This window comes from Halomonas getboli, from assembly GCF_023094245.1.
Taxonomy (GTDB): Bacteria; Pseudomonadota; Gammaproteobacteria; order Pseudomonadales; family Halomonadaceae; genus Halomonas; species Halomonas getboli.
Genome location: NZ_JALMEW010000004.1, coordinates 120439 through 142079 on the forward strand (window position 1 = coordinate 120439; position 21641 = coordinate 142079).

At 69.9% G+C, this 21641-nt stretch carries 17 protein-coding genes; 5 read left to right on the top strand and 12 right to left on the bottom strand.

Annotated elements, in window-relative coordinates; all coding sequences use genetic code 11:
• Positions 1-9 precede the first annotated feature (9 nt).
• Positions 10-1272 (top strand): alginate lyase family protein, encoded by a 1263-nt coding sequence (locus MYL53_RS09975; RefSeq protein WP_247853638.1) that lies wholly within the window; start codon positions 10-12, stop codon positions 1270-1272.
• A 47-nt stretch (positions 1273-1319) separates the two neighbouring features.
• Positions 1320-4088, top strand: a complete 2769-nt coding sequence (locus tag MYL53_RS09980) for a tetratricopeptide repeat protein (protein ID WP_247853639.1) — start codon at positions 1320-1322, stop codon at positions 4086-4088.
• Positions 4089-4225: 137 nt separating this feature from the next.
• Here the strand turns inward: MYL53_RS09980 and MYL53_RS09985 are convergent, their stop codons facing one another.
• The 11 genes from MYL53_RS09985 to MYL53_RS10035 all read right to left on the bottom strand — a co-directional run bounded on the left by MYL53_RS09985 (position 4226) and on the right by MYL53_RS10035 (position 17648).
• The gene (locus tag MYL53_RS09985) at positions 4226-5521 is read right to left on the bottom strand and encodes an adenylosuccinate synthase (RefSeq protein ID WP_247853640.1); all 1296 of its coding nucleotides are present in this window, start codon (positions 5519-5521) and stop codon (positions 4226-4228) included.
• 65 nt (positions 5522-5586) lie between these two features.
• On the bottom strand, positions 5587-6783 hold the full coding sequence (locus MYL53_RS09990; RefSeq protein WP_247853641.1) for an ATP phosphoribosyltransferase regulatory subunit: 1197 nt from the start codon (positions 6781-6783) through the stop codon (positions 5587-5589).
• A gap of 211 nt (positions 6784-6994) precedes the next feature.
• Positions 6995-7879, bottom strand: a complete 885-nt coding sequence (hflC, locus tag MYL53_RS09995; RefSeq protein ID WP_247853642.1) for a protease modulator HflC — start codon at positions 7877-7879, stop codon at positions 6995-6997.
• A 2-nt stretch (positions 7880-7881) separates the two neighbouring features.
• Complete coding sequence (hflK, locus tag MYL53_RS10000) at positions 7882-9111, bottom strand: FtsH protease activity modulator HflK (RefSeq protein ID WP_247853643.1); 1230 nt, start codon at positions 9109-9111, stop codon at positions 7882-7884.
• 124 nt (positions 9112-9235) lie between these two features.
• Positions 9236-10552: a ribosome rescue GTPase HflX gene (hflX, locus tag MYL53_RS10005; protein ID WP_247853644.1), complete on the bottom strand. Its 1317-nt coding sequence runs from the start codon at positions 10550-10552 to the stop codon at positions 9236-9238.
• 8 nt (positions 10553-10560) lie between these two features.
• Positions 10561-10806, bottom strand: a complete 246-nt coding sequence (hfq, locus tag MYL53_RS10010) for an RNA chaperone Hfq (protein ID WP_016855436.1) — start codon at positions 10804-10806, stop codon at positions 10561-10563.
• A gap of 115 nt (positions 10807-10921) precedes the next feature.
• Positions 10922-11860 (bottom strand): tRNA (adenosine(37)-N6)-dimethylallyltransferase MiaA, encoded by a 939-nt coding sequence (gene miaA / locus MYL53_RS10015; RefSeq protein ID WP_247854009.1) that lies wholly within the window; start codon positions 11858-11860, stop codon positions 10922-10924.
• A gap of 170 nt (positions 11861-12030) precedes the next feature.
• Positions 12031-14040: a DNA mismatch repair endonuclease MutL gene (gene mutL / locus MYL53_RS10020; protein ID WP_247853645.1), complete on the bottom strand. Its 2010-nt coding sequence runs from the start codon at positions 14038-14040 to the stop codon at positions 12031-12033.
• Between the two features lie 136 nt (positions 14041-14176).
• On the bottom strand, positions 14177-15628 hold the full coding sequence (locus tag MYL53_RS10025; protein ID WP_247853646.1) for an N-acetylmuramoyl-L-alanine amidase: 1452 nt from the start codon (positions 15626-15628) through the stop codon (positions 14177-14179).
• On the bottom strand, positions 15625-16140 hold the full coding sequence (gene tsaE, locus MYL53_RS10030) for a tRNA (adenosine(37)-N6)-threonylcarbamoyltransferase complex ATPase subunit type 1 TsaE (RefSeq protein ID WP_247854011.1): 516 nt from the start codon (positions 16138-16140) through the stop codon (positions 15625-15627). Before tsaE ends, MYL53_RS10025 begins: the two co-directional genes overlap by 4 nt.
• 2 nt (positions 16141-16142) lie before the next feature.
• Positions 16143-17648 (bottom strand): NAD(P)H-hydrate dehydratase, encoded by a 1506-nt coding sequence (locus tag MYL53_RS10035; RefSeq protein WP_247853647.1) that lies wholly within the window; start codon positions 17646-17648, stop codon positions 16143-16145.
• Positions 17649-17763: 115 nt separating this feature from the next.
• Between MYL53_RS10035 and queG the strand changes: the two genes are divergently transcribed.
• Complete coding sequence (gene queG / locus MYL53_RS10040) at positions 17764-18906, top strand: tRNA epoxyqueuosine(34) reductase QueG (RefSeq protein ID WP_247853648.1); 1143 nt, start codon at positions 17764-17766, stop codon at positions 18904-18906.
• A gap of 103 nt (positions 18907-19009) precedes the next feature.
• Here queG and orn read toward each other — a convergent pair whose 3' ends face one another.
• Positions 19010-19603, bottom strand: a complete 594-nt coding sequence (gene orn / locus MYL53_RS10045; RefSeq protein ID WP_247853649.1) for an oligoribonuclease — start codon at positions 19601-19603, stop codon at positions 19010-19012.
• Between the two features lie 84 nt (positions 19604-19687).
• On the opposite strand from orn, the gene rsgA reads away from it, so the two are divergent.
• Together rsgA and MYL53_RS10055 are read left to right on the top strand one after the other, a co-directional pair.
• Positions 19688-20722: a small ribosomal subunit biogenesis GTPase RsgA gene (rsgA, locus tag MYL53_RS10050; protein ID WP_247853650.1), complete on the top strand. Its 1035-nt coding sequence runs from the start codon at positions 19688-19690 to the stop codon at positions 20720-20722.
• A 58-nt stretch (positions 20723-20780) separates the two neighbouring features.
• Positions 20781-21611, top strand: a complete 831-nt coding sequence (locus MYL53_RS10055) for a sulfurtransferase (RefSeq protein ID WP_247853651.1) — start codon at positions 20781-20783, stop codon at positions 21609-21611.
• Positions 21612-21641 lie beyond the last annotated feature (30 nt).

A 21641-nucleotide genomic window follows, 5' to 3' on the forward strand; every position in this document is an offset into this window, starting at 1 on the left:
AGGAGCCCCATGTCTCTTCCTACCAGCGGCCCACGCCGCGGCGCCCTGCCCCAGCGCCTGCTCGCCGGCCTGTCCCTGGCCCTGTGCGGGCTGGGCGCGGGCGGGCTGCCCACGGCTCAGGCCATGACCCTCGAGGCGCGCGCCAAGCTCGACCTCTCGGACTACGAGGTCACGGCCCCCGACGCCTCCTACTTCGACGTCGAGCAGCGCATGGCGCTGCTCGAGGACACCGATAACCCGATCCTGCTTCAGGAGATCGACCGGCTGTCGACGGGCACCAGCTGCGAGCAGCTGCTGCAGTACAAGCCGATCGACACCCGCATGCGGATTCCCGGCTACTATCCCAGCCCCAAGGAGTGGGAGCTGGCCTCGGAGCCGCTGTTCCAGTTCGAGGACAACGTCTCTCACCTGGCCGGCAGCTACGTCGCCACCGGTGACGACTACTACGCCGAGTGCCTGGTGCGCTTTCTCGACAAGTGGTCCCAGGACGAGGCACTGACCAACTTCTACTACGACTCCATGGAGCCCCAGGCCTGGTTCGCCACCGAGTCGATGATCTTCGCCGCGGCCCTGGCCTACTCGGTGGTGCGCCCCGAGATCGAGGGCATGCAGGAGGAGCGCGAACGCATCGAGACCTGGCTCAACGAGCTGGCCCACCAGCATTCCGATATCCAGGGCCAGCCCGGCAACAGCTGCTGCAACAACCACTTCTACCGCCGGGCGCTCTACGCCAGCATGGTCGGCGTGCTGACCGAGGATAACGACCTGTTCCGCTTCGGCGTCAGCGCCATCTACTCCGCCCTGCACGACATCACCCAGGAAGGCGCGCTGCCGATGGAGATCGCCCGCGGCCGGCGTGCGACCCACTACCAGAACTACGCGCTGCTCTACCTGATCACCAACATGCGGGTCATCGAGCGCCAGGGCTACGACATCTTCAACCTGGAGGTCGACGGCCACACCATCCGCGACGCCGTCAACTTCGCCCTGAGGGCCTTCGAGAGCCCCGAGGCGCTGGGCGACATGGCGCCCCATGAGCAGTACACCGGCTTTCTCAAGGACAGCCAGTACTTCTCGTGGATGGAGATCTACCAGGACCGCTATCACGATCCGCGGATCGCCGACTTCATCCGCCGGCAGCGTCCCATCTACAACCGCAGCGCCGGTGGCTACATGACGCTCTACGTCATGGACCCCGACGCCCAGCAGAACATCGTCATGGATGAGAAGCAGCGCGAGGACGCCGCCTTCAAGGGCCTGAGCGAGCAGTAAGCGCTCGCCCGCCGACGTTCATCCATTACCCCGAGGCAACCAACATCATGATCCAGATTCCACGCGATACCTCATCCACCCGCCAGCCCGCGGGGCTGAAGCTGGCCGTCTCGGCCACCCTCGTGGCCTGGCTGGGCGGCTGCGCCAGCACCCCGCAGCCCGACGCCCATGTCACCGCGCCCGTACCGCCGCAGTACGCGGACTGGTTCGACGGCGGTCAGCCGCGCACCCTGGAATGGATGCACAAGAACACCGTGGAAAAGGCCCACCAGCTGCTGGAGCAAGGCCGCAGTCAGGACGCCATCGCCGAGCTCGAGACACTGATGCAGAAGGGGCTGCCCAAGGGCTACTACGAGATGGCCAAGGTCTTCGACCAGGGCAAGGGCGTGCCGCCCGACCCCGAACGCGCGGCGCGCCTCTACTCCGAGGCGATCAAGACGCCCTCCTACATCACCGGCAACGCCTCGCTGAACCTGGCCAAGCTCTATCGCGAGGGGCGCGGCGTCGAGCGCAACGACGTCCTCGCCTACTACCTGATCCAGCAGGCCATCGAGGAAGAGGTCGGCCCCCGCGCCCAGGCCGCCATGGCCGAACTGCTCGCCCAGGGCGGTGAAGGCGTCAATGCCGATCCCGAGCAGGCCGCGGCGCTCTATCGCCGCGCCGCCGAAGCCGACAACGAGGCCGCCCTCGAGGCCCTCGCCAGGGCGCACGGCCCCGGCGGCTGGCTGGCCGAGGACCGCGGCCTGGCGAGCCAGTACGCCCAGCGCTTCGCCAGCCGGCTGGAGCAGGATGCCAACGCCGGCGATGTCGGCGCCATGACCCAGCTGGCCGGCCTCTATGACGAGGACGGCCTGCTCGGCAACCAGCCCCAGCGCCACATGCACTGGCTGAACAAGGCCGCCGAGGCCGGCGACGCCGGCGCCCTGAGCCGGGCCGGCCGCTCGCTGGTGGATGGCAACGCCCCGCAGCGCGGCCTGGCCATGCTGGAGCAGGCGGCCATGGACGGCGACGTCTCGGCGATGGAAACGCTGGGCAAGCTGATGCTGGAAGGCAACGCCAACGTGTCGCCCAGCCCACAGCAGGCCCAGCACTGGCTGAGCGCGGCCATCGCCCAGGGCTCGGTGGACGCCAAGGTCACCCTCGGCCGCGCCCTGCTCCACGGCGAGGGCCTGCCCGCCAACCCGCGCCGCGGCCTCGAGCTGCTCAAGCAGGCCGCCGACCAGGACGACGCCCTGGCACTGGCGCTGCTCGGCGCCTACTACCTCGACGACGAGGGACACCCCAGCCAGCCGATGCAGGCGCTCGACTACCTGGAACGCGCGAACGAACTGGGCCATCCCTATGCGACCCAGCAGCTGGGGCAGATGTACCTGGAAGGCCGCGGCGTGCCGGCCGACGGCCAGCGCGCCGAGACCCTGCTGAAGAAAGCCGCCGATCAGGGCCAGACCGCCGCCCTGCGCATGCTCGGCGAGGCCTATCTGGAAGGCGAAACGCTGCCCTACTACCCCTCGAAGGCCGAGGCGCTGCTGAAACAGGCCGCCGACGCCGGCGACGCCTCCGCCAAGACGGCGCTGGGCGCCGGCTATCTCGAGGGCACCCTTCAGCAGCGCCAGCCGGCCCGCGGCGTTGCGCTGCTGGAAGAGGCCGCCCGCGAAGGCGACGCCTACGCGATGGTGGTGCTGGGTCGCGCCTACCGCAAGGGCGAAGGCGTGCCACGCGATCTCGGCAAGGCCAACGAATGGCTGACGCGAGCCCGGGACGCCGGCCACGACTCGGCCGAGGATGCCCTGGCACAGCTCCGCTATGACCAGGGCAAGGCCGGCAACATCCAGGCCCTGGTGGAAGCCGCCAAGGACGGCCATCCCGGCTCCATGGCACAGCTCGGCGAGGCCTTTCTCAACGGCCACGGCGTGCAGCAGGACCTGAACGCGGCCCGGGCGTGGCTGCAGCGCGCCGCCGATCAGGGCCATCCCGGCGCCAGCGCCGACCTGGGGCGGATGTATCTCGAGGGCAAGGGCGTGTCGCGAGATCCGGCCAAGGGCGCCCGCTACCTGCAGCGCGCCGTCGCCGGCGGCCACGTCGGCGCCCGCGGCGACCTCGGCGAGCTGCTGCTGACCGGTGAAGGCGTGCCCGCCGATCCCGAGCGCGGCATCCGCCTGCTCGAACAGGCCACCGCCCGCGGCAACAGCGGCGCCCGGCTGGCGCTGGCCGACGCCCTGCTCGAAGGCAAGCACGTCGCCCAGGACACCCAGCGCGGCATCTCGCTGCTGCGCGAGTCCGCCGAGGCCGGCGACGACTACGCCGCCCAGCGCCTCGGCGCCGCCTATCTCGACGGCAAGGGCGTCGAAGCCGACCCGCAGCAGGCTGAGCGCTGGCTCAGCCAGGCCAGCGAGGCCGGCAGCCTCTCTGCGCGCACCCTGCTGGGCACCGCCCTGCTGCGCGGCGAAGGCGGCATGAGCGTCGACGCCGCGCGCGGCCGCCGCCTGCTCGAGCAGGCCGCCGAGCAGGGCCACGCCGGCGCCCAGGCGACCCTGGGCCGTGAGCTGCTGCGCGGCGAGGTCCTCGACCAGGACCCGCGTCGGGGCGCCGATTACCTGCTCGAGGCCGCCCGCCAGGGCCACGAGACCGCGCGCCTGGCGCTGGCCAAGGCCTATCTCACTGCCAACGGGCTCGAAAACGCCAACCGCGAGCAGGCCATGCTGTGGCTCGACAAGGTGATGGACGGCAACGGCGAGATGGCCGCCCAGACGCTGCACGACCTGCTGTCCGATGAGGACGCCATCCAGGCGCTGCAGATGGCCTCGGCCAAGCGCTGACGCCACAGGGCCAGCACGCAAGGCCGAAAACGACGACGGGCCGGCAGTTACCTGCCGGCCCGTCGTCGTTCGAGGGAAGGCCCGTAGGCCTGCCCGCCGCGGCGCTTATTCCCCGAAGGGCTTACTCACCGAAAGGCTTATTCACCGAAAGGATTGCGCAGCACGATGGTCTCGTTGCGATCCGGACCGGTGGAGATGATGTCGATGGAGGTGCCCACCTGCTCCTCGAGGAAGCTGATGTAGGCGCGGGCATTGGCCGGCAGTTCATCGACGCTCTTGATGCCCAGGGTCGACTCGCTCCAGCCCGGCAGGTCCTGGTAGACCGGCTCGATGGCCTCGTAGCCTTCGGAGTCCACCGGGTTATCGAGCAGCTCGCCGTCCTTGCTGCGATAGCCGACGCAGACGCGGATATTCTCCAGGCCGTCGAGCACGTCGAGCTTGGTCAGGCAGATGCCGGACACGGAGTTGATCTGCACGGCGTGGCGCAGGGCCACGGCGTCGAACCAGCCGCAGCGGCGCGCTCGGCCGGTGGTGGCACCGAACTCGTGGCCCTTCTCGGCCAGATGACGGCCGTGCTCGTCGAACAGCTCGGTCGGGAACGGGCCGGAGCCGACGCGGGTGGTGTAGGCCTTGGTGATGCCCAGCACGTAGTCCAGGTACAGCGGGCCAACGCCGGAACCGGTGGCGGTGCCGCCGGCGGTGGTGTTGGAGCTGGTCACGAACGGGTAGGTGCCGTGGTCGATGTCCAGCAGCGAGCCCTGGGCGCCCTCGAACAGGATGTTGTCGCCGGCCTTGCGCACGTTGTGCACCAGGCTCACGGTGTCGCACACCATGGAGCGCAGCTCGTCGGCCATGCGCATGGCGTCGTCGAGCACCTGCTGGAAGTCCACCGGCTCTTCGCCGTGGAACTTGGTCAGCACGAAGTTGTGGTAGTCCAGCACCTCGCCGAGCTTGGAGGCGAAGCGCTCACGGTGCAGCATGTCGCCCAGGCGCAGGCCGCGGCGAGCGACCTTGTCCTCGTAGGCCGGGCCGATGCCGCGACCGGTGGTGCCGATCTTGGCCACGCCGCGGGCCTTCTCGCGCGCCTGGTCGAGGCGCTCGTGGTACGGCAGGATCAGCGGGCAGGCCGGCGACAGGCGCAGGCGCTCGCGCACCGGCACGCCCTTGTCCTCCAGCTCGCGAATCTCCTTGAGCAGCGCCTCCGGCGACAGCACCACGCCGTTGCCGATCACGCAGGTCTTGTCGTCACGCAGGATGCCGGAGGGGATCAGGTGCAGGACGGTCTTCTCGCCATCGATGACCAGGGTGTGACCGGCGTTGTGCCCGCCCTGGAAGCGCACCACCGCGCCGGCGGACTCGGTAAGCAGGTCGACGACCTTGCCCTTGCCTTCGTCACCCCACTGGGTGCCCAGTACGACTACGTTCTTGCCCATTTGCCTCGTCTCTCTTTGCTGCGCCGCCAGCGTCGGGCGGTGCCGATATCGTGTCTGCCTGAGCGTCAGGCCTGATCGCTGGCCGCGGCCAGCGGCGCGACCTGCCAGCCACCGTCGGCCGGGATCAGGTGCCGCCGGCAGCGGTGTTCCTGCGGACCGGTGCGCTGCCCGGGCAGCGCCTGCACGACCCGCTCGCCCTGCTCGCGCAGGGCCTTGATGGCCTCGGCCAGCCCCTCGCCCTCGGCCGGCGCCCAGATGCCGTCGTGGGGCGGCTCGCTGGGCACCAGGTTGGCCAGCAGCTTGAGCTCCAGGGAGAAGCCGGTGGCCGGGCGGGCGCGACCGAAGGCGCGGCCGGTGTCATCGTAACGACCGCCCTTGGCCAGCGCCTGGCCGTAACCGGGCACGTGGGCGGCGAACATCATGCCGGTGTGGTACTGGTAGCCGCGTAGCTCGGCCAGGTCGAAGTAGAGCGCCACGTCGGGGTGCTCGGCAACCACGCCGGCGTGCAGGGCACGCAGCTGGTCCAGCGCCGCGCCCACCGCCTGGGGCGCTTCGGCGAAGGCCTCGCGGGCCTGCTCGAGCACCTCGGGGCCACCGTGCAGCTCGCCCAGCGCACACAGCATGGATGCCATGGCCGGGTCGCTGACGCTCTCCTCGACGCGCGCGGCCAGCTCGCCGGGCGACTTCAGCTCGAGGGCCTCGAACACCGCCTTCTCCTGCTCGGCCGTCAGCTCGGCGGCCTCCACCAGGCTACGGTAGATGCCGATGTGGCCCAGCGCCAGGTGGATCTCGCCGGCACCGGCGACCTGCAGGCTGGTCAGCGCCAGACGCAGGATCTCCAGGTCGGCCTCCAGGCCGGCATGGCCGAACAGCTCGAGGCCGACCTGTACCGGGCTGCGACCGCCCTGATGCTGGTCGGCCTTGGCCCGCAGCACCGTGGTGCAGTAGCACAGCCGCACCGGCCCCTGGCGCTTCAGGGAGTGGGCGTCCATGCGCGCCACCTGGGGGGTGACGTCGGCGCTGACGCCCATCATCCGGCCGGTCATCTGGTCGGTGAGCTTGAAGGTCTGCAGATCGAGTTCGGTGCCGGTACCGGTGAGCAGGGAGTCCAGGAACTCCACGGGGGGCGGCATCACCTGATCGTAGCCCCAGCGGTGATAGAGATCGAGCAACGCCCGGCGCAGCTCCTCCATACGGCTGGCCTGAGGAGGCAGCACCTCGTCCATGCCGTCGGGCAGCAGCCAGCGGTCAGCGATGGTCATGTCGTTCTTCCTGCAAGACGGTGATTGGCCTTCGGCAAGCCTCGCGGCAACGTACAGCGTCAGCATGGCGGGGTGCCGGAGGGAATTGCCGGGCAGTGGTGAGGCCACAAAAAAACCGGGCCACGCCCGGTTACAGGAGTCTATCACGTTTGGCCGCGGGAGGAACCCCGCCGGAGGGCGAGCGGGGGCGGCGAGCGCCGCCCCCTGGGCGTCACTCGCCGCTTTGGGCGTCCGGACTCTTGAGGTACTGGAAGAAGTCGCTGGACGGGTCCAGCACCAGCATGTTGCCGTCGCCCTGGAAGCTCGAGCGGTAGCCCTCGAGGCTGCGCCAGAAGGAGAAGAACTCCTCGTCCTTGCCGTAGGCCTCGGAGAAGATGGCCGCCGCCTCGGCATCGCCCTCGCCGCGCAGGGTCTGGGAGCGCTCATTGGCCTGGGCCAGCAGCACCTGGCGACGACGGTCGGCGTTGGCGCGGATGCGCTCGGCCTCCTCCTGCCCCTGGGCGCGCCATTCGCGGGCCTCGCGCTCGCGCTCCGAGCGCATGCGGTCGTACACCGCCGCGGACACGTCCTCGGGCAGGTCGATGCGCTTGACACGGATATCGAGGATCGCCACCCCGAGCTCTTCGCGCATCAGTTCATTGAGTTCCTCGGTGGGCCCGGTCATCAGCTCGTCTCGCTGCTCGGAGATGATCTGCTGCAGGTTCAGCCGACCGAACTCGTTACGCAGGCTCTCGTCGACCCGCGGCTGGATCAGCCGCACGGCCTGCAGCTCGTCGCCGGCGGTGGCCTCGTAGTAGCGGGTGGGATTGATCACCTGCCACTTGACGTAGGAGTCCACGATCACCGCCTTCTGCTCGAGGGTCAGGTAGCGGCTGGCATCGGTGTCCAGCGTCAGCACCCGGGTGTCGAACTTGCGGATGGTCTGGGTGATCGGGATCTTGAAGTGCAGCCCCGGCTGGATGTTCTCCTCGACCACCTCGCCGAAGCGCAACTTCACGGCGCGCTCGGTCTCGTCGATCACGTAGAGGCTGTTGCTGGCCAGCCAGGCCACGGCGGCCAGGCCGCCGACGATGAGCAGGGAACGGTTATTGATCATCGTTAACGGCCCTCCCGGCGGATTCCGTTGCTGCCGGCGTTGCGGCTGTCACTGCTGCCGTCGGCCTGGCTGGCGCTCAGGCGCTCGAGCAGCTGGGGGTCCATCGACACGGTGTCGTCACCCTGGCTGGCGGCACCGGTGGTCCCGCTGCTCAGGCGATCCATCGGCAGCACCATCAGCGGCGCGTCGTCGTTGACGTCCACCATGACCTTGGAGGTCTCGCCGTAGACCTCGGAAATGGTATCGAGGTAGAGGCGCTCGCGCATGATCGCCGGTGCCTCCTGGTACTGGGTCAGCAGCGCATTGAAGCGGTTGGCCTGACCGCGGGCCTCGGCGACCACGGACTCGCGATAGCCCTGACCCTGCTCGACGATGCGCTGGGCCTGGCCCTGGGCGGCCGGGATCACGGCGTTGGCGTAGGCCATGGCCTGGTTGATGGTGCGCTGGCGGTCCTCGCGGGCACGGATGACGTCGTCGAAGGCGTCCTGCACCGGATCGGGCGGCGCGGTGGACTCGACGTTCAGCGTCTGGATGCGGATACCGGTGCCGTAGCTGTCCAGGTAGGACTGCAGGCGGCTGGCCACCGCGGTGCCGAGGATCTCACGGCCGGAGGTGAGGATGTCGATCATGTCGGTGCCGCCGACCACGTGACGCAGCGCGCTGTCCAGGGCGTTCTCGAGCGACAGCTCCGGATTGCGCACGTTGAGCACGTAGCCGCGCGGATCGGCGACCTGGTACTGCACCGACATCTCCACGGAGACGATGTTCTCGTCCTGGGTCAGCATCGACTGGGTCTGGCTGACCGAGCGCACCCGGGTCACGTTGACCATGCGCACGTCGTCGATCAGCGGCGGGTTCCACTGCAGGCCGGGGGTAACCACTTCCTGGAACTTGCCGAAGCGCAGCACCACGCCACGCTCGGACTGGTCGACCAGGTAGAAGCCGGAGGCGGCCCAGATGGCCAGCGCCACGATCAGCAGCAGTCCGGGCAGGGCGAAGGCGTTGCGCGGCTTGCCGCCACCGCTGCCTCCGCCGCCCTTGCCGCCACGCTTGCCGCGGCCGCCCAGCATGCCGTTGAGCTTGTCCTGAAACTTCTTCAGGGCTTCGTCGAGGTCGGGCGGCCCCTGATTGCCGCCGCCGCGGTTGCCACCGCCGCCGTTACCGCCGCGGCGCCCTCCCCCGCTCCAGGGGTCGTGCTGGTTGCCGCCGCCACCGGGCTCATTCCAGGCCATACGTCGTCTCCACTCTGCGTTGCGTTCCGCCGCGCTCCGGCGCGACGGGCATCGGTTGCGATCCTTGTGGTGCCGGCGCCACTACTCCCCCGGCACCCGAAGGCGACTCCTTTTCCCCCACGCCTCACTGCTCCCACAGGGGGCGTTCCTGCAGGGCTTCCGGCAGATAGTCGTCGGCGCGTTCGCCGAGCCGCGCCATCAGCTGCAGGAAATCGCGCCGCGGCAGGCGCACTTCCAGCAGGGTGCGGCCCATGTCATCGAAGCGCTCCCCGCGCACCGCCCCCAGCTCGTGGAGACCGGCGCGCAGCTTGCCCTGCTGCGGCTCCAGGGTGACATCGAAGTCGATGATGTCGTCGGCCAGGCACTCGGAGAGCGCCTGCTCGAACAGCTCCAGCCCCTTGCCGTCGCGGGCCGACAACCACACCGTCTCGGGCATGCCGTCGGCGCCGCGCTCGATGCGCGGGGCGCTGTCGAACATGTCGATCTTGTTCATCACCTTGAGCGTCGGCACCTCCAGGGCGCCGATCTCGTCGAGCACCTCTTCCACCTGGCTCACGTTGAGATCGCGGTCGGCGTCCGCCGCGTCGATCACGTGCACCAGCAGGCTGGCCTCGGCGGCCTCCTGCAGGGTGGCCTGGAAGGCCTCGACCAGCTTGTGCGGCAGATGGCGGATGAAGCCCACGGTATCGGCCAGCACCACCGGCCCCACGTCCTCGATCTCCAGGCGCCGCAGCGTCGGGTCGAGAGTAGCGAACAGCTGGTCGGCCGCATAGACCTGCGACGAGGTCACAGCGTTGAACAGCGTCGACTTGCCGGCGTTGGTGTAGCCGACCAGCGAGACGCTCGGCACCTCGGCCCGTGAGCGCGCGCGACGGTTCTGGTGACGCTGGCTGCGTACCTTGTCGAGGCGCTTGTGGATCGCCTTGATGCGGCCACGCAGCAGTCGGCGGTCGGTCTCGAGCTGGGTCTCGCCCGGACCACGCAGGCCGATGCCGCCCTTCTGACGCTCAAGGTGGGTCCAGCCGCGCACCAGGCGCGTCGACATGTACTCGAGCTGGGCCAGCTCGACCTGCAGCTTGCCCTCGTGGGTCCGCGCCCGCTGGGCGAAGATGTCGAGGATCAGGCCGGTACGGTCGAGCACGCGACACTGGAGCGACTGCTCGAGGTTGCGCTGCTGGGAGGGGCTCAAGGCATGGTTGAAGATCACCAGCTCGGCCTTGTGGACCTGCAGCGCCTCGCGCAGCTCCTCGGCCTTGCCCGAGCCGATGAAGGAACGCGGGTCAGGCCGGCTACGCGAACCGGTCAGCAGGGTGGCCGGCTCCGCGCCGGCCGAGCGCACGAGCTCGAGAAACTCACCCGGATCCTCGCGCTCCTGCTCGTCCTGGAAGTCGACATGGACGAGTACCGCCGTCTCACCGGCGTCGGGACGTTCAAAAAACAATCAATACCTCACGCATTGCTTTCCGACGGCGCATCGGGGGCCGGCAGCCGCACGTTGCGCGACGGCACAACGGTGGAGATGGCGTGCTTGTAGACCATCTGGCTGACGGTGTTGCGCAGCAGAATCACGAACTGGTCGAAGGATTCGATCTGGCCCTGCAGCTTGATGCCGTTGACCAGGAAGATCGATACCGGAATGCGCTCCTTGCGCAGGATGTTCAGGTACGGATCTTGAAGGGACTGCCCTTTGGACATGTTGCTCTCCCTGAATTGTTTCTGGAGTTGATCATTCAGTGCTCGCCCCGTCCGGGGGCGACACAGGGTAACCGATGAGCCCGGTCGTACGGCCGCTCGAAGCGACCATCTTACGCTAAGTCCCGAATTCGCGCACCAGTTTCAGGAGTTCCGCAAGCGGGTCGGGGCCCAGGCTATCCACCCAGTGCAGCGCCGGCCAGCGGCGCATCCAGGTCAGCTGACGCTTGGCCAGCTGACGGGTGGCGACGATGCCCCGGTGACGAAAGGTCGCATGGTCGACCCCGCCCTCGAGGTATTCCCACCCCTGACGATAGCCCACGCTCTTCATCGATGGCAGCTCCGGCGTCAGATCACCGCGCGCCTTGAGCGCGGCCATCTCGTCGAGGAAGCCGGCCTCGAGCATGGCGTCGAAGCGCCGCGCGATGCGCGCGTGCAGCACGGCGCGGTCGGCAGGCGCGAGGCCTATCGACAGCGGCCGCCAGGCAAAGGTTTCCGGACGCTGCTCGCGCCACAGCTCGGTGAGCGAGCGGCCGCTGACGCGATACACCTCCAGCGCCCGCATCAGCCGCTGGGGATCGTTGGGATGAATGCGCTCGGCCGCCGCCGGATCGACCCGCGTCAGCTCCTGGTGAAGGCCGGCCAGGCCCAGGCGCTCGGCGTCGCGTTCCAGCTCGGCGCGTACCCCGGCGTCCGCCGACGGCAGGTTGGCCACGCCCTCGACCAGGCGCTTGAAGTACATCATGGTGCCGCCGACCAGCAGCGGCACCTTGCCGGCCGCGGTGATCCCGGCCATCTCGCGCAGCGCGTCCTCGCGGAACTCCGCCGCCGAATAGGGCTCGGCCGGGTCGCGGATGTCGATCAGCCGATGCGGCGCGCGGGCAAGCTCGTCGGCGGAGGGCTTGGCGCTGCCGATGTCGAGGCCGCGATAGACCATCGCCGAGTCGACGCTGACCAGCTCGCAGTCCAGCCGCTCGTGCAGCTCGATGGCCAGGTCGGTCTTGCCGGCGGCGGTGGGGCCCATCAGGAAGATGGCGGGTGGGCGGGTATCGGGCATCGGCTGTTCGGGCATTCTCTTGTCTTGTCGGTGAGAAGCTGAACCGGCGGCAGACCTGCGAGGAGGCGCTGTGAACCCATCCCTGGGCGCTACCGACGCCATCCCTGGCGTAGGACCTCCTCTTCGGTCTGCCCCCGGCGCTTCTGGCCGCTCGAGTGGCAGTTTGCCGCTTATTGTCCTCTAAGGAATAAGCGATCCAGTTCCTTCATGCTCAGCTCGGTCCAGGTCGGCCGGCCGTGGTTGCACTGGCCGCTGCGCTCGGTGATCTCCATGTCGCGTAGCAGGGCGTTCATCTCCTCGACCGTCAGCTGACGGTTGGCGCGCACGCTGCCGTGGCAGGCCATGGTCGAGAGCAGCTCGTTGATGTGCGCCTCGAGGCGGTCCGAGCGGCCGTAGCGCTCGAGGTCGCCGAGCATGTCGCGGATCAGCGGCTCGACATCGGCATCGACCAGCAGCGTCGGCACCTGGCGCACCAGCAGCGTCTCGGGGCCAGCCACGTCGAGCTCCACGCCGAGCCGGGCGAAGGCCTCGTGCTCGGCCTCGGCGGTGGCCACCTGCGCGGCGCTGGCGGCCAGCGAGACCGGCACCAGCAGCGGCTGCGCTTCAAGCGCGCCACCGTGCACCTGGGTCTTCATGCGTTCGTAGACGATGCGCTCGTGGGCGGCGTGCATGTCGACGATCACCATCCCGCGCTCGGTCTGGGACAGGATATAGACGCCGTGCAGCTGAGCCACGGCGTAGCCCAGCGGCGGCGCCTTGGTGGCATCCGCTTCCGGCATCGCCGGGCGAGGCGCGGCCTGAGGCGTCGACTCGGCAGGCGCCGCCACCGTGGCCCCGAACGGCGCGCGCGCCTGGCGCTCGGCCAGCGCCATGTCGGCGGCGGCCCCGCCGGCTCCCGGCGCGGCGGGCTGGGGCGTCAGCAGGCTCTCCTCGTGCTCGGGATGCAGCGCCCGATAGCCCTCCATGAAGGCGCGCACGCGATCCGGCGAGACCTTCCTCTCGCCGTCCTCTGCGCGGCCGTGCAGCGCCATGGGCTGCTGCTGCCAGGCGGGCTGGGGCGCGGCCTCGCGCACCTCGCCGGGGGACGACGGAGCCGTCTCGGCCGGCGCGGTCACGCCCGCGCTCTCCTCATCGCCTTCGGCCTCGCCGCCGACGCTAGCGCCGGCGCGGGCCTCGCCCAGCGCCCGGTGCAGACTCGAGAACAGGAAGTCGTGGACCATGCGCCCGTCGCGGAAGCGCACCTCATGCTTGGTCGGGTGCACGTTGACGTCGACCACCGTCGGGTCGACCTCGAGATACAGCACGAACACCGGATGGCGGCCGTGGAACAGCACGTCGCGGTAGGCCTGGCGGATGGCATGGGCCACCAGCCGGTCGCGCACCACCCGGCCGTTGACGAAGAAGTACTGCTGGTCGGCCTGGGCCCGGGAGTGCGTCGGCAGACCCACCCAGCCCCACAGGCGCAACCCGCCGGTCTCCAGGTCCAGGTGCAGGGCGTTCTCCAGGAAGCCCTTGCCGAGCAGCGCCTGCAGGCGCCGCTCGTGGCCCACCAGATCGCCGCCGGGACGCAGCTGATGGATGGTCTTCTGGTTGTGGCGCAGCACCCAGCCGACGTCGAGCCGCGACAGCGCCTGGCGACGGAAGGCCTCCTCGACGTGGCCGAACTCGGTCTTCTCGGTGCGCAGGAACTTGCGCCGCGCCGGGGTGTTGAAGAACAGGTCGCGCACCGTCACCGAGGTACCGCGCGGGTGCGGCGATGGCGTAACCCGCGGCTCCATGCGCCGGCCCTCGACCACCACCCGCCAGCCGCCGGTGGGATCGTCCTGGGTATTGGAGACCAGTTCGAGCCGCGACACCGAGCTGATCGAGGCCAGCGCCTCGCCGCGGAAGCCGAGGCTGGCCACGCCCTCGAGGTCCTCCAGCGAGGCGATCTTGCTGGTGGCATGGCGCGACAGCGCCAGCGGCAGATCTTCCTCGTCGATGCCGCCGCCGTCGTCGCGCACCCGGATCAGCCGGGCGCCGCCGGACTCGAGCTCCACCTCGACGCGGCTCGCGCCGGCGTCGATGGCGTTCTCGACCAGCTCCTTGACCACCGAGGACGGTCGTTCGACCACCTCACCGGCAGCGATCTGGTTGGCCAGCCGGGGATCGAGAATCCGGATATGTTGGCTGTCTGTCATATCACTCCTCAAGGACGCTACGGGCTACGAGCCATGAGCTGCGAGCGGTGGCCAGCCAGCCCGATACGACGGAGACGGCCCGAAGCCCCATGCTTCCCGCTTCCAGGCGCGCAGCGCCGCTCTTCAGGCTTCCGGCTTATGAACGAGGTATCCGCAGCACCTGCCCGACGCGGATCACGTCGCCGTTCAACTCGTTGGCCTGGCGCAGCTGCGCCACCGGCACGCCGTGACGGGCGGCGATCTCGGACAGGGTATCGCCGGGCTGGATGCGGTATTCGTCGCCGCCGGTGCTGCGGTCGTGATCGCGCTGCCAGGCCAGCAGGCTAGCCGGCGGCGGGTTGCGCTGGAAGTGCGCCCGAATACCGCCGAACACCGCGTCCATCATGCGGTTCTGGAAGCTCGAATCCTGCAGCCGGCGCTCCTCGTCGGGATTGGAGATGAAGCCGGTCTCGACCAGCAGCGACGGAATGTCCGGCGACTTGAGCACCACGAAGCCGGCCTGCTCGACCCGGCCCTTGTGCAGGTCGTTGACCCGGCCGACGCGATCGAGCACCTGGCCGCCGATGGTCAACGAGTCGTTGAGGGTCGCGGTCATGGTCAGGTCGAGCAGCACGCCGCGCAGCACCTCGTCCTTGTCGTCCAGCGACAGGTTGCCGTCGACGCCGCCGATCAGGTCGGAGCGGTTCTCGCTGGCGGCCAGCCACTGGGCGGTCTCGGAGGTCGCGCCGCTCTGGGACAGCGCGAACACCGAGCTGCCGTGGGGCCGCGGGCTGCGGAAGGCGTCGGCGTGCAGCGAGACGAAGAAGTCGGCCTTCTGCTCGCGGGCGATATGGGTGCGCTGACGCAGGCCCACGTAGTAGTCGCCGTCGCGGATCAGCACCGCCTTGAAGCCCTCGGCGGCATTGATCTTGCGCGCCAGGCGCCGTGCCATCTCCAGCACCACGTCCTTCTCGCGGATGCCGTGGGGGCCGGTGGCGCCGGGGTCCTCGCCGCCGTGACCGGCATCCACCGCGATGATGATGTCGCGCTTCGGGTGAGGTTTGGCCGTCGCCTGAGCCGGCGTCACTGCCGCCTGATCCTGGCCCTGCACCCGGGCCTGGGTCTGGGCGCGGTCGGCGGCGATCTCCTGATCGCGGATCATCGCCTCGATGGGATCGATCGGGTCTTCCACCGCGCTTTCGCCGGGATACTCGAGATCGACCACCAGGCGATTGCCGTACTGTTCGTTGGGCGCCAGGCTGAAGTGGCGCGGCTCGACCTCGCGGTTGAGCTCCAGCACCACCCGCAGGTCGTCGCCGTGGCGCACGCCGGTGCGCACGTCACGGATGGCGCTGCCCTCGAGATCGAGCCGGTCGACGTCGGCCTCAAGCCGCGTATCGGCGAGATCGATGACCAGCCGGCGCGGATCGTCGAGGCTGAAGACGTTGGCCTGGGCCGCCGACGACAGGTCGAACACCAGGCGCGCGTGATCGGGCGCCGCCCACAGGCGCAGGTTATCGACGGTCGCCGCCAGCGCCCAGGAAGGGGCCAATGCCGCCAGCGTCAACAGGCCGCCGAGCAGGCGACGGGGCAAGGTTCCCTGGCTCATGAGATGCGCTCGCCCTCTGCGCCCGGCGCCTCGCGCTGGACGACATCGGCCAGCGCCGGATCGGCGGCCAGGCGCTCGAGCACCCGGCGGCCGCGGTGACTGCCGGCGGAAAGCGTCGCCCGACGGCCCTCGCCGTCCAGGCTCAGGGTCACCGTCAGGTCCGGCGTCGGCAGCCAGCCTTCACCGCGGGCCGGCCACTCGATCACGCACAGCGCGTCGTCGGCCAGCAGGTCTCGGCCACCGATGAACTCGAGCTCCTCGGGATCGCCCAGGCGATAGAGGTCGAAGTGATGCACCCGCACCGTCTCGAGCTCGTAGGGCTCGACCAGGGTATAAGTGGGGCTCTTGACCGCGCCGTGATGCCCGTAGGCGCGCAGGATGCCGCGAGTCAGGGTCGTCTTGCCCGCGCCCAGCTCGCCCTCCAGAAAGAGCAGGCCATGGCCGTCGAGGGCCCGGCCGAGGGATTCGCCGAAGGCCACCTGACGGTCTTCGTTCTCGAGTCGCAGCTGCATCGTCATTCGCCCATCGTCGGGTTGACCAGAATTCGCGCACAGGATGCCAGATCGCCGGCCAGCAGGCCACGCTGGCCGCCCGCCGCCGCGGCCTCATCGGCAGCCAGGGCGTGCACCATCACGCCGACCCGGGCGGCGGTTTCCAGAGGCAGTCCCTGGGCCAGCAGCGCACCGAGGATGCCGGACAGCGCATCGCCCATGCCGCCGCTGGCCATGCCCGGGTTGCCGTAGGGGCACACGGCGAGCCCCGAGGGCCCCGTGATCAGGCTGCCGGCGCCCTTGAGCACCACCGTGCCGCCGTAGCGGCGCTGCAGCTCGCTCACCGCCGCCGGGCGATCGGCCTCCACCTCGGCCGCGCTCGTGCCGAGCAGGCGGCCGGCCTCGCCGGGATGCGGCGTCAGCAGCCAGTCGTCCCGGGTCAGGCCGCCTAAGCGGCCGGCCAGCAGGTTGAGGGCATCGGCATCGACCACCAACGGCCGGCCGGCGTCGAGGGCGGCCTGCAGCATCGCCTGCCCCCAGCTGCCCTGCCCCAGCCCGGGGCCGACGACGAGCACATCGGCCTGGCCCGGCAGCTCGCCGAGATCGGCGGCGCCGCGCACGCCGTGGACCATCACCTCGGGGCGGCGCACCAGGCTCGCGGTGACATGCTCCGGCGCGGTGGCCAGGCTGACCTTGCCGGCCCCCAGCCGGGCGGCGTGCTCGGCGGCCAGCAGCGCCGCGCCGCCGAAGCCCGGCGCCCCGCCGAGCACCAGCGCATGGCCGGCATCGCCCTTGTGGGCATCCCGCGGGCGCGGCGGTAGCGCCGCGGCGATGGCATCGCGATGCAGCAGCTCGGCCACGGGGGCCATGTCGGCCGCGGCCGAGCCGGGGGCGTCGAGCCCGCGGAAGATCACCTCGCCGGTCAGCGCCGGGGCGCGGCCGGTGTGCAGCCCCAGCTTGTCGCCGATGAAGGTGACCGTGCGCGTGGCCTTGACCGCCACGCCGAGCTCGTCGCCGGTGTCGGCGTGCACGCCGGAGGGAATGTCGATGGCCAGCACCGGGCGCCCGGCCGCGTTGATCGCGGCGATGGCCTCGCGGAAGTCGCCGCGCACCTCGCCGGCAAGCCCGGTGCCGAGCAGTGCGTCGACCACCACCTCGCCGGCAAGCGTGAGTCCCGGCCGCCAGGGCTCGAGCGCCACGCCCGCCGCGGTGGCCATGTCGGCGGCCAGGCGGGCATCGCCCGTCAGCGCCTCCACCGGCTTGAGCGCCACGCGCTGCACCGTCCAGCCCTCGGCGGCGGCCAGCGCCGCCAGCACGTGGCCGTCGCCGCCGTTGTTGCCGGCGCCGCACAGCACGCTGAGCGAGCGGGCCTGGGGCCAGGCCTCGCGCAGCACCTGCCAGGCCGCCGCCGCGGCGCGCTGCATCAGCGCGAAGCCCGCGATACCGGCGGCGATGGTGCGTCGATCCAGCTCGCGGACCTGTTCGGCGCGATACAGCGCCCGGCCGCGCGTCTCGGTCGATGTCGTCATTCCCTGTCTCCCTTACAGGCGATGCTTTACCATGTGGGGGCTCTCAAGAAGTGTGTCCTGTCTCCTGCCGCTCGCCAAGCGTCGCGGCGCCTTTCCGAACGGTGTTTCCTCAATCATGTCCCAGCCGTCTCCCCCGGGCGACGCCCACGATCGTCTCACTCAGCAGACCGACTTGGCTCAGCAGACCGAACTGGCCGAGCTGGCCGAGCGCATCAAGACCTGGGGGCGCGATCTCGGCTTCCAGCAGGTGGGCATCGCCGACGTCGACCTGGCCGAGGACGAGGCGCGCCTGCAGCGCTGGCTCGACGCCGGCCATCACGGCGAGATGGGCTTCATGGCCAAGCACGGCACCAAGCGCACCCGCCCCGCGGAGCTCGAGCCCGGCACGGTGCGGGTGATCAGCGTGCGCCTGGACTACCTGCCGCCGGAGGTGGAAACCACCAGGATGCTGGCGCGGCCGGAGAAGGCCTACGTCTCCCGCTATGCGGTCGGGCGCGACTACCACAAGCTGATGCGCAAGCGCCTGGCGAGCCTGGCGAAGCGGATCCAGGCCGAGATCGGCCCCTTCGGCTATCGCGCCTTCGTCGATTCCGCCCCGGTGATGGAGCGTGGCCTGGCGCGCAAGGCCGGGCTCGGCTGGTTCGGCAAGAACGCCATGCTGCTCAATCCCAAGGCCGGCTCGCTGTTCTTCCTCGGCGAGCTCTACACCGACCTGCCGCTGCCGGTGGACGCGCCCTTCGAGGCGGAGCACTGCGGCAGCTGCAGCGCCTGCCGCACGGCCTGCCCCACCGACGCCATCGTCGAGGACAAGGTGGTCGACGCACGACGCTGCATTTCCTACCACACCATCGAGCTGCACGGCGCCATTCCCGAGGAATTCCGCGCCGCCATGGGCAACCGGGTGTTCGGCTGCGACGACTGCCAGCTGGTGTGCCCCTTCACCCGCTTCACCCGGGCCAGCCAGGAGGCCGACTTCGCACCGCGCCACGACCTGGATCGCGCCGATCTGGTCGCGCTGTTCGCCTGGGGCGAGGAGGAGTTCCTGGACAAGACCGCCGGCAGCCCGATCCGCCGGATCGGCTACGAGCGCTGGCTGCGCAACCTGGCGGTGGGGCTCGGCAACGCGCCCTGGAGCGAGACGGTGGAAGCCGCGCTGCGCGCCCGGCTGGCGTATCCCTCGGACCTGGTCCGCGAGCACGTGCGCTGGGCGCTGGCGAGGCAGCAGGATAAACGGCAGCGGGTGATTGCCGCCGGCTGAAAGCGGCACAGCAACCGTCACGGGGTCAGACCCTTAAGTGCCCTTAGGCACTCTGTGCCTAAGGGCACTTAAGGGTCTGACCCCACATCCTCCTGAAGCGGGCTTACTCCTCCTCGTCGCCTTCCTCGTCCTCGAGGCGCAGGAAGGTCTGGCGATAGTGCGCCAGCTCGGCGATCGATTCCTTGATGTCGTCCATCGCCAGGTGGACGTTGCGCTTGCTGAAGCCGACCAGCGCGCCCGGGTTCCAGCGCTTGGCCAGCTCCTTGACGGTCGAGACGTCCAGATTTCGATAGTGGAAGAAGGCCAGCAGCTCGGGCATCTCGCGCTCGAGGAAGCGGCGGTCCTGGTGGATGCTGTTGCCGCACATCGGCGAGCTGCCCGGGGCCACGTGTGCCTTCAGGAACGCCAGCGTCTCCTGCTCGGCCTTGGCGGTGTCGACGGTGCTGGCCTTGACCCGCGAGACCAGCCCCGAGGCGCCGTGGGTCTTCTGGTTCCAGTCGTCCATGCCCTCGAGCAGGGCGTCCGGCTGATGGACGGCGATCACCGGCCCCTCGGCGACCACGTTGAGCTCGGCGTCGGTGACCAGGGTGGCCACCTCGATGATGCGTTCGCGGTTCGGGTCGAGCCCGGTCATTTCCAGGTCGATCCACACCAGGCGCTGGGTGCGCGGATCCTGGGCATCTTGGTTCGCGGCCATGGGACGTTCCTTGGTCGTGCGGCCGGCGACAGCCGGCCCCGTTGATGAGTACAATGCCGCCATTGTACCGACCTTCGGGCCCTCATGAGCAAACGCAAGTTGACCCGCCAGCAGCGCTGGCGCATCGAGAAGATCCAGGCCGAACGCGCCAAGCGCGCCGACAAGCGCGGCCAGCAGGATGCCGACAAGCTCGACGCCGGCGAATACGGCGCCGAACAGCCCGGACGAGTGATCGCCCACTTCGGCCGCACCCTGGACGTGCGCCCGGAGGGCGACGGCGACCCGGTGCGCTGCCACCTGCGCGCCAACCTGGAGGGGCTGGTCACCGGCGACCGGGTGATCTGGCGCGCCGGCGAGGACGGCAGCGGCGTGGTGGTGGCCCGCGGCGAGCGCGACAGCGTGCTCGAGCGACCCGATCCCCGGGGCCAGCTCAAGCCGGTGGCGGCCAACATCGACCAGATCCTGATCGTGTTCGCCGTGGAGCCCGAGCCCCACGCCAACCTCATCGACCGCTACCTGGTGGCCGCCGAGGCCACCGGCATCGCGCCGGTGCTGGTGCTCAACAAGGCCGACCTGCTACCCGAGGACGGCGGCGAGCTCGGCGCGCTGCTGGAACGCTACGCGGCGCTGGGCTATCCGGTGGTGACCACCACCACCGCCCACGACGGCGGCCTGGACGCCCTCCATCGGCGGCTGGCCGGCCGCACCTCGGTGTTCGTCGGCCAGAGCGGGGTCGGCAAGTCCTCACTCATCGACCGCCTGCTGCCGGACGAGGAGCTGCGCATCGGCGCGCTGTCCGAGGACTCGCGCAAGGGGCGCCACACCACCACCACCGCCCGGCTCTACCGCTTCGCCTCCAGCGAGCGGGACGACGCCGGGGCCGGCGAGCTGATCGACTCCCCGGGCATCCGCGAGTTCGGCCTGATCCATCTGGACGAGGATCAGGTCGCCGAGGGCTTCATCGAGTTCCGCGAGCACATCGGCCGCTGCCGCTTCCGCGACTGTCGTCACCGCAAGGAGCCGGGCTGCGCGCTGCTGGCCGCCGTCGAGAGCGGCGAGATTCACGCCGACCGCTTTGCCAGCTACCGCCGTATCGTCGATAGTCTCGAAGAGAGCTGAAAGAACAACGGCATGCCCGAGCCAGGACGTTAAGGCCAGAAAGATCAAGGAGAGCCCCATGAGTTCAGAAGACAACCTGCTGCCGCTGATCGTCGAGCCCGAGCAGCTCGAAGCGCGGCTGGACGCCCCTTCGCTGCTGATCATCGACGTGCCGCTGAAGGCCGAGAGCCATGAACAGGGCCACGTGCCCGGCGCCGTCTATCTGGACCCCAAGCGGCTGCTGCGCGGCGAGGGCGACGTGCCCAACGAGGCGCCGGACGCCGAGGCGCTGTCGGCGCTGTTCTCGTCGCTGGGGCTGACCCGGGATACCCACGTGGTGGCCTACGACGACGAGGGCGGCGGCTGGGCCGGCCGGCTGCTGTGGACCCTGGAGCTGATCGGCCACACCCGCTACTCCTACCTCAACGGCGGCATCCACGCCTGGCGCGCCGCCAAGCTGCCGACCTCCACCGAGACGACCTCCCCCGCGCCCAGCGACTATCAGGCCGAGATCCTCCATCCCGAGGTGGCCATCGACCGCGTCGAGCTGACCGAGCGCCTGGGCGAGAAGGGCTTCGCGATCTGGGACGCCCGCACCCGCGCCGAATACGACGGCGAGAAGGGCGACAACAAGCGGCTCGGCCACATCCCCGGCGCGGTGAACCTGGACTGGCTCGACGCCATGGACAAGGCGCGCGACCTGCGCATCCGCGACTACGCGGAGCTCATCACCGAGCTCGAGACGCTGGGCCTGACGCCGGACATGGAAGTGGTCACTCACTGCCAGACCCATCACCGCAGCGGCCTCACCTGGCTGGTGGGCAAGGCGCTGGGCTTCGAGAAGATGCGCGCCTATCCCGGCTCCTGGAAGGAATGGGGCAACCGCGACGACACGCCGATCGAGAAATAGGCTGGAAGCTGGAAGCTGGAAGCTGGAAAA

What these genes read in the sequence shown, in the direction of transcription:
- mutL (WP_247853645.1), bottom strand. Translation starts at nt 14,040, where the DNA reads ATGACAGACAGCCAACATATCCGGATTCTCGATCCCCGGCTGGCCAAC.
- MYL53_RS10035 (WP_247853647.1), bottom strand. Translation starts at nt 17,648, where the DNA reads ATGACGACATCGACCGAGACGCGCGGCCGGGCGCTGTATCGCGCCGAA.
- MYL53_RS09990 (WP_247853641.1), bottom strand. Translation starts at nt 6,783, where the DNA reads ATGACCATCGCTGACCGCTGGCTGCTGCCCGACGGCATGGACGAGGTG.
- orn (WP_247853649.1), bottom strand. Translation starts at nt 19,603, where the DNA reads ATGGCCGCGAACCAAGATGCCCAGGATCCGCGCACCCAGCGCCTGGTG.
- MYL53_RS09985 (WP_247853640.1), bottom strand. Translation starts at nt 5,521, where the DNA reads ATGGGCAAGAACGTAGTCGTACTGGGCACCCAGTGGGGTGACGAAGGC.
- tsaE (WP_247854011.1), bottom strand. Translation starts at nt 16,140, where the DNA reads ATGCAGCTGCGACTCGAGAACGAAGACCGTCAGGTGGCCTTCGGCGAA.
- hflK (WP_247853643.1), bottom strand. Translation starts at nt 9,111, where the DNA reads ATGGCCTGGAATGAGCCCGGTGGCGGCGGCAACCAGCACGACCCCTGG.
- rsgA (WP_247853650.1), top strand. Translation starts at nt 19,688, where the DNA reads ATGAGCAAACGCAAGTTGACCCGCCAGCAGCGCTGGCGCATCGAGAAG.
- MYL53_RS09975 (WP_247853638.1), top strand. Translation starts at nt 10, where the DNA reads ATGTCTCTTCCTACCAGCGGCCCACGCCGCGGCGCCCTGCCCCAGCGC.
- MYL53_RS10025 (WP_247853646.1), bottom strand. Translation starts at nt 15,628, where the DNA reads ATGAGCCAGGGAACCTTGCCCCGTCGCCTGCTCGGCGGCCTGTTGACG.
- hflC (WP_247853642.1), bottom strand. Translation starts at nt 7,879, where the DNA reads ATGATCAATAACCGTTCCCTGCTCATCGTCGGCGGCCTGGCCGCCGTG.
- MYL53_RS09980 (WP_247853639.1), top strand. Translation starts at nt 1,320, where the DNA reads ATGATCCAGATTCCACGCGATACCTCATCCACCCGCCAGCCCGCGGGG.
- hfq (WP_016855436.1), bottom strand. Translation starts at nt 10,806, where the DNA reads ATGTCCAAAGGGCAGTCCCTTCAAGATCCGTACCTGAACATCCTGCGC.
- queG (WP_247853648.1), top strand. Translation starts at nt 17,764, where the DNA reads ATGTCCCAGCCGTCTCCCCCGGGCGACGCCCACGATCGTCTCACTCAG.
- MYL53_RS10055 (WP_247853651.1), top strand. Translation starts at nt 20,781, where the DNA reads ATGAGTTCAGAAGACAACCTGCTGCCGCTGATCGTCGAGCCCGAGCAG.
- miaA (WP_247854009.1), bottom strand. Translation starts at nt 11,860, where the DNA reads ATGCCCGATACCCGCCCACCCGCCATCTTCCTGATGGGCCCCACCGCC.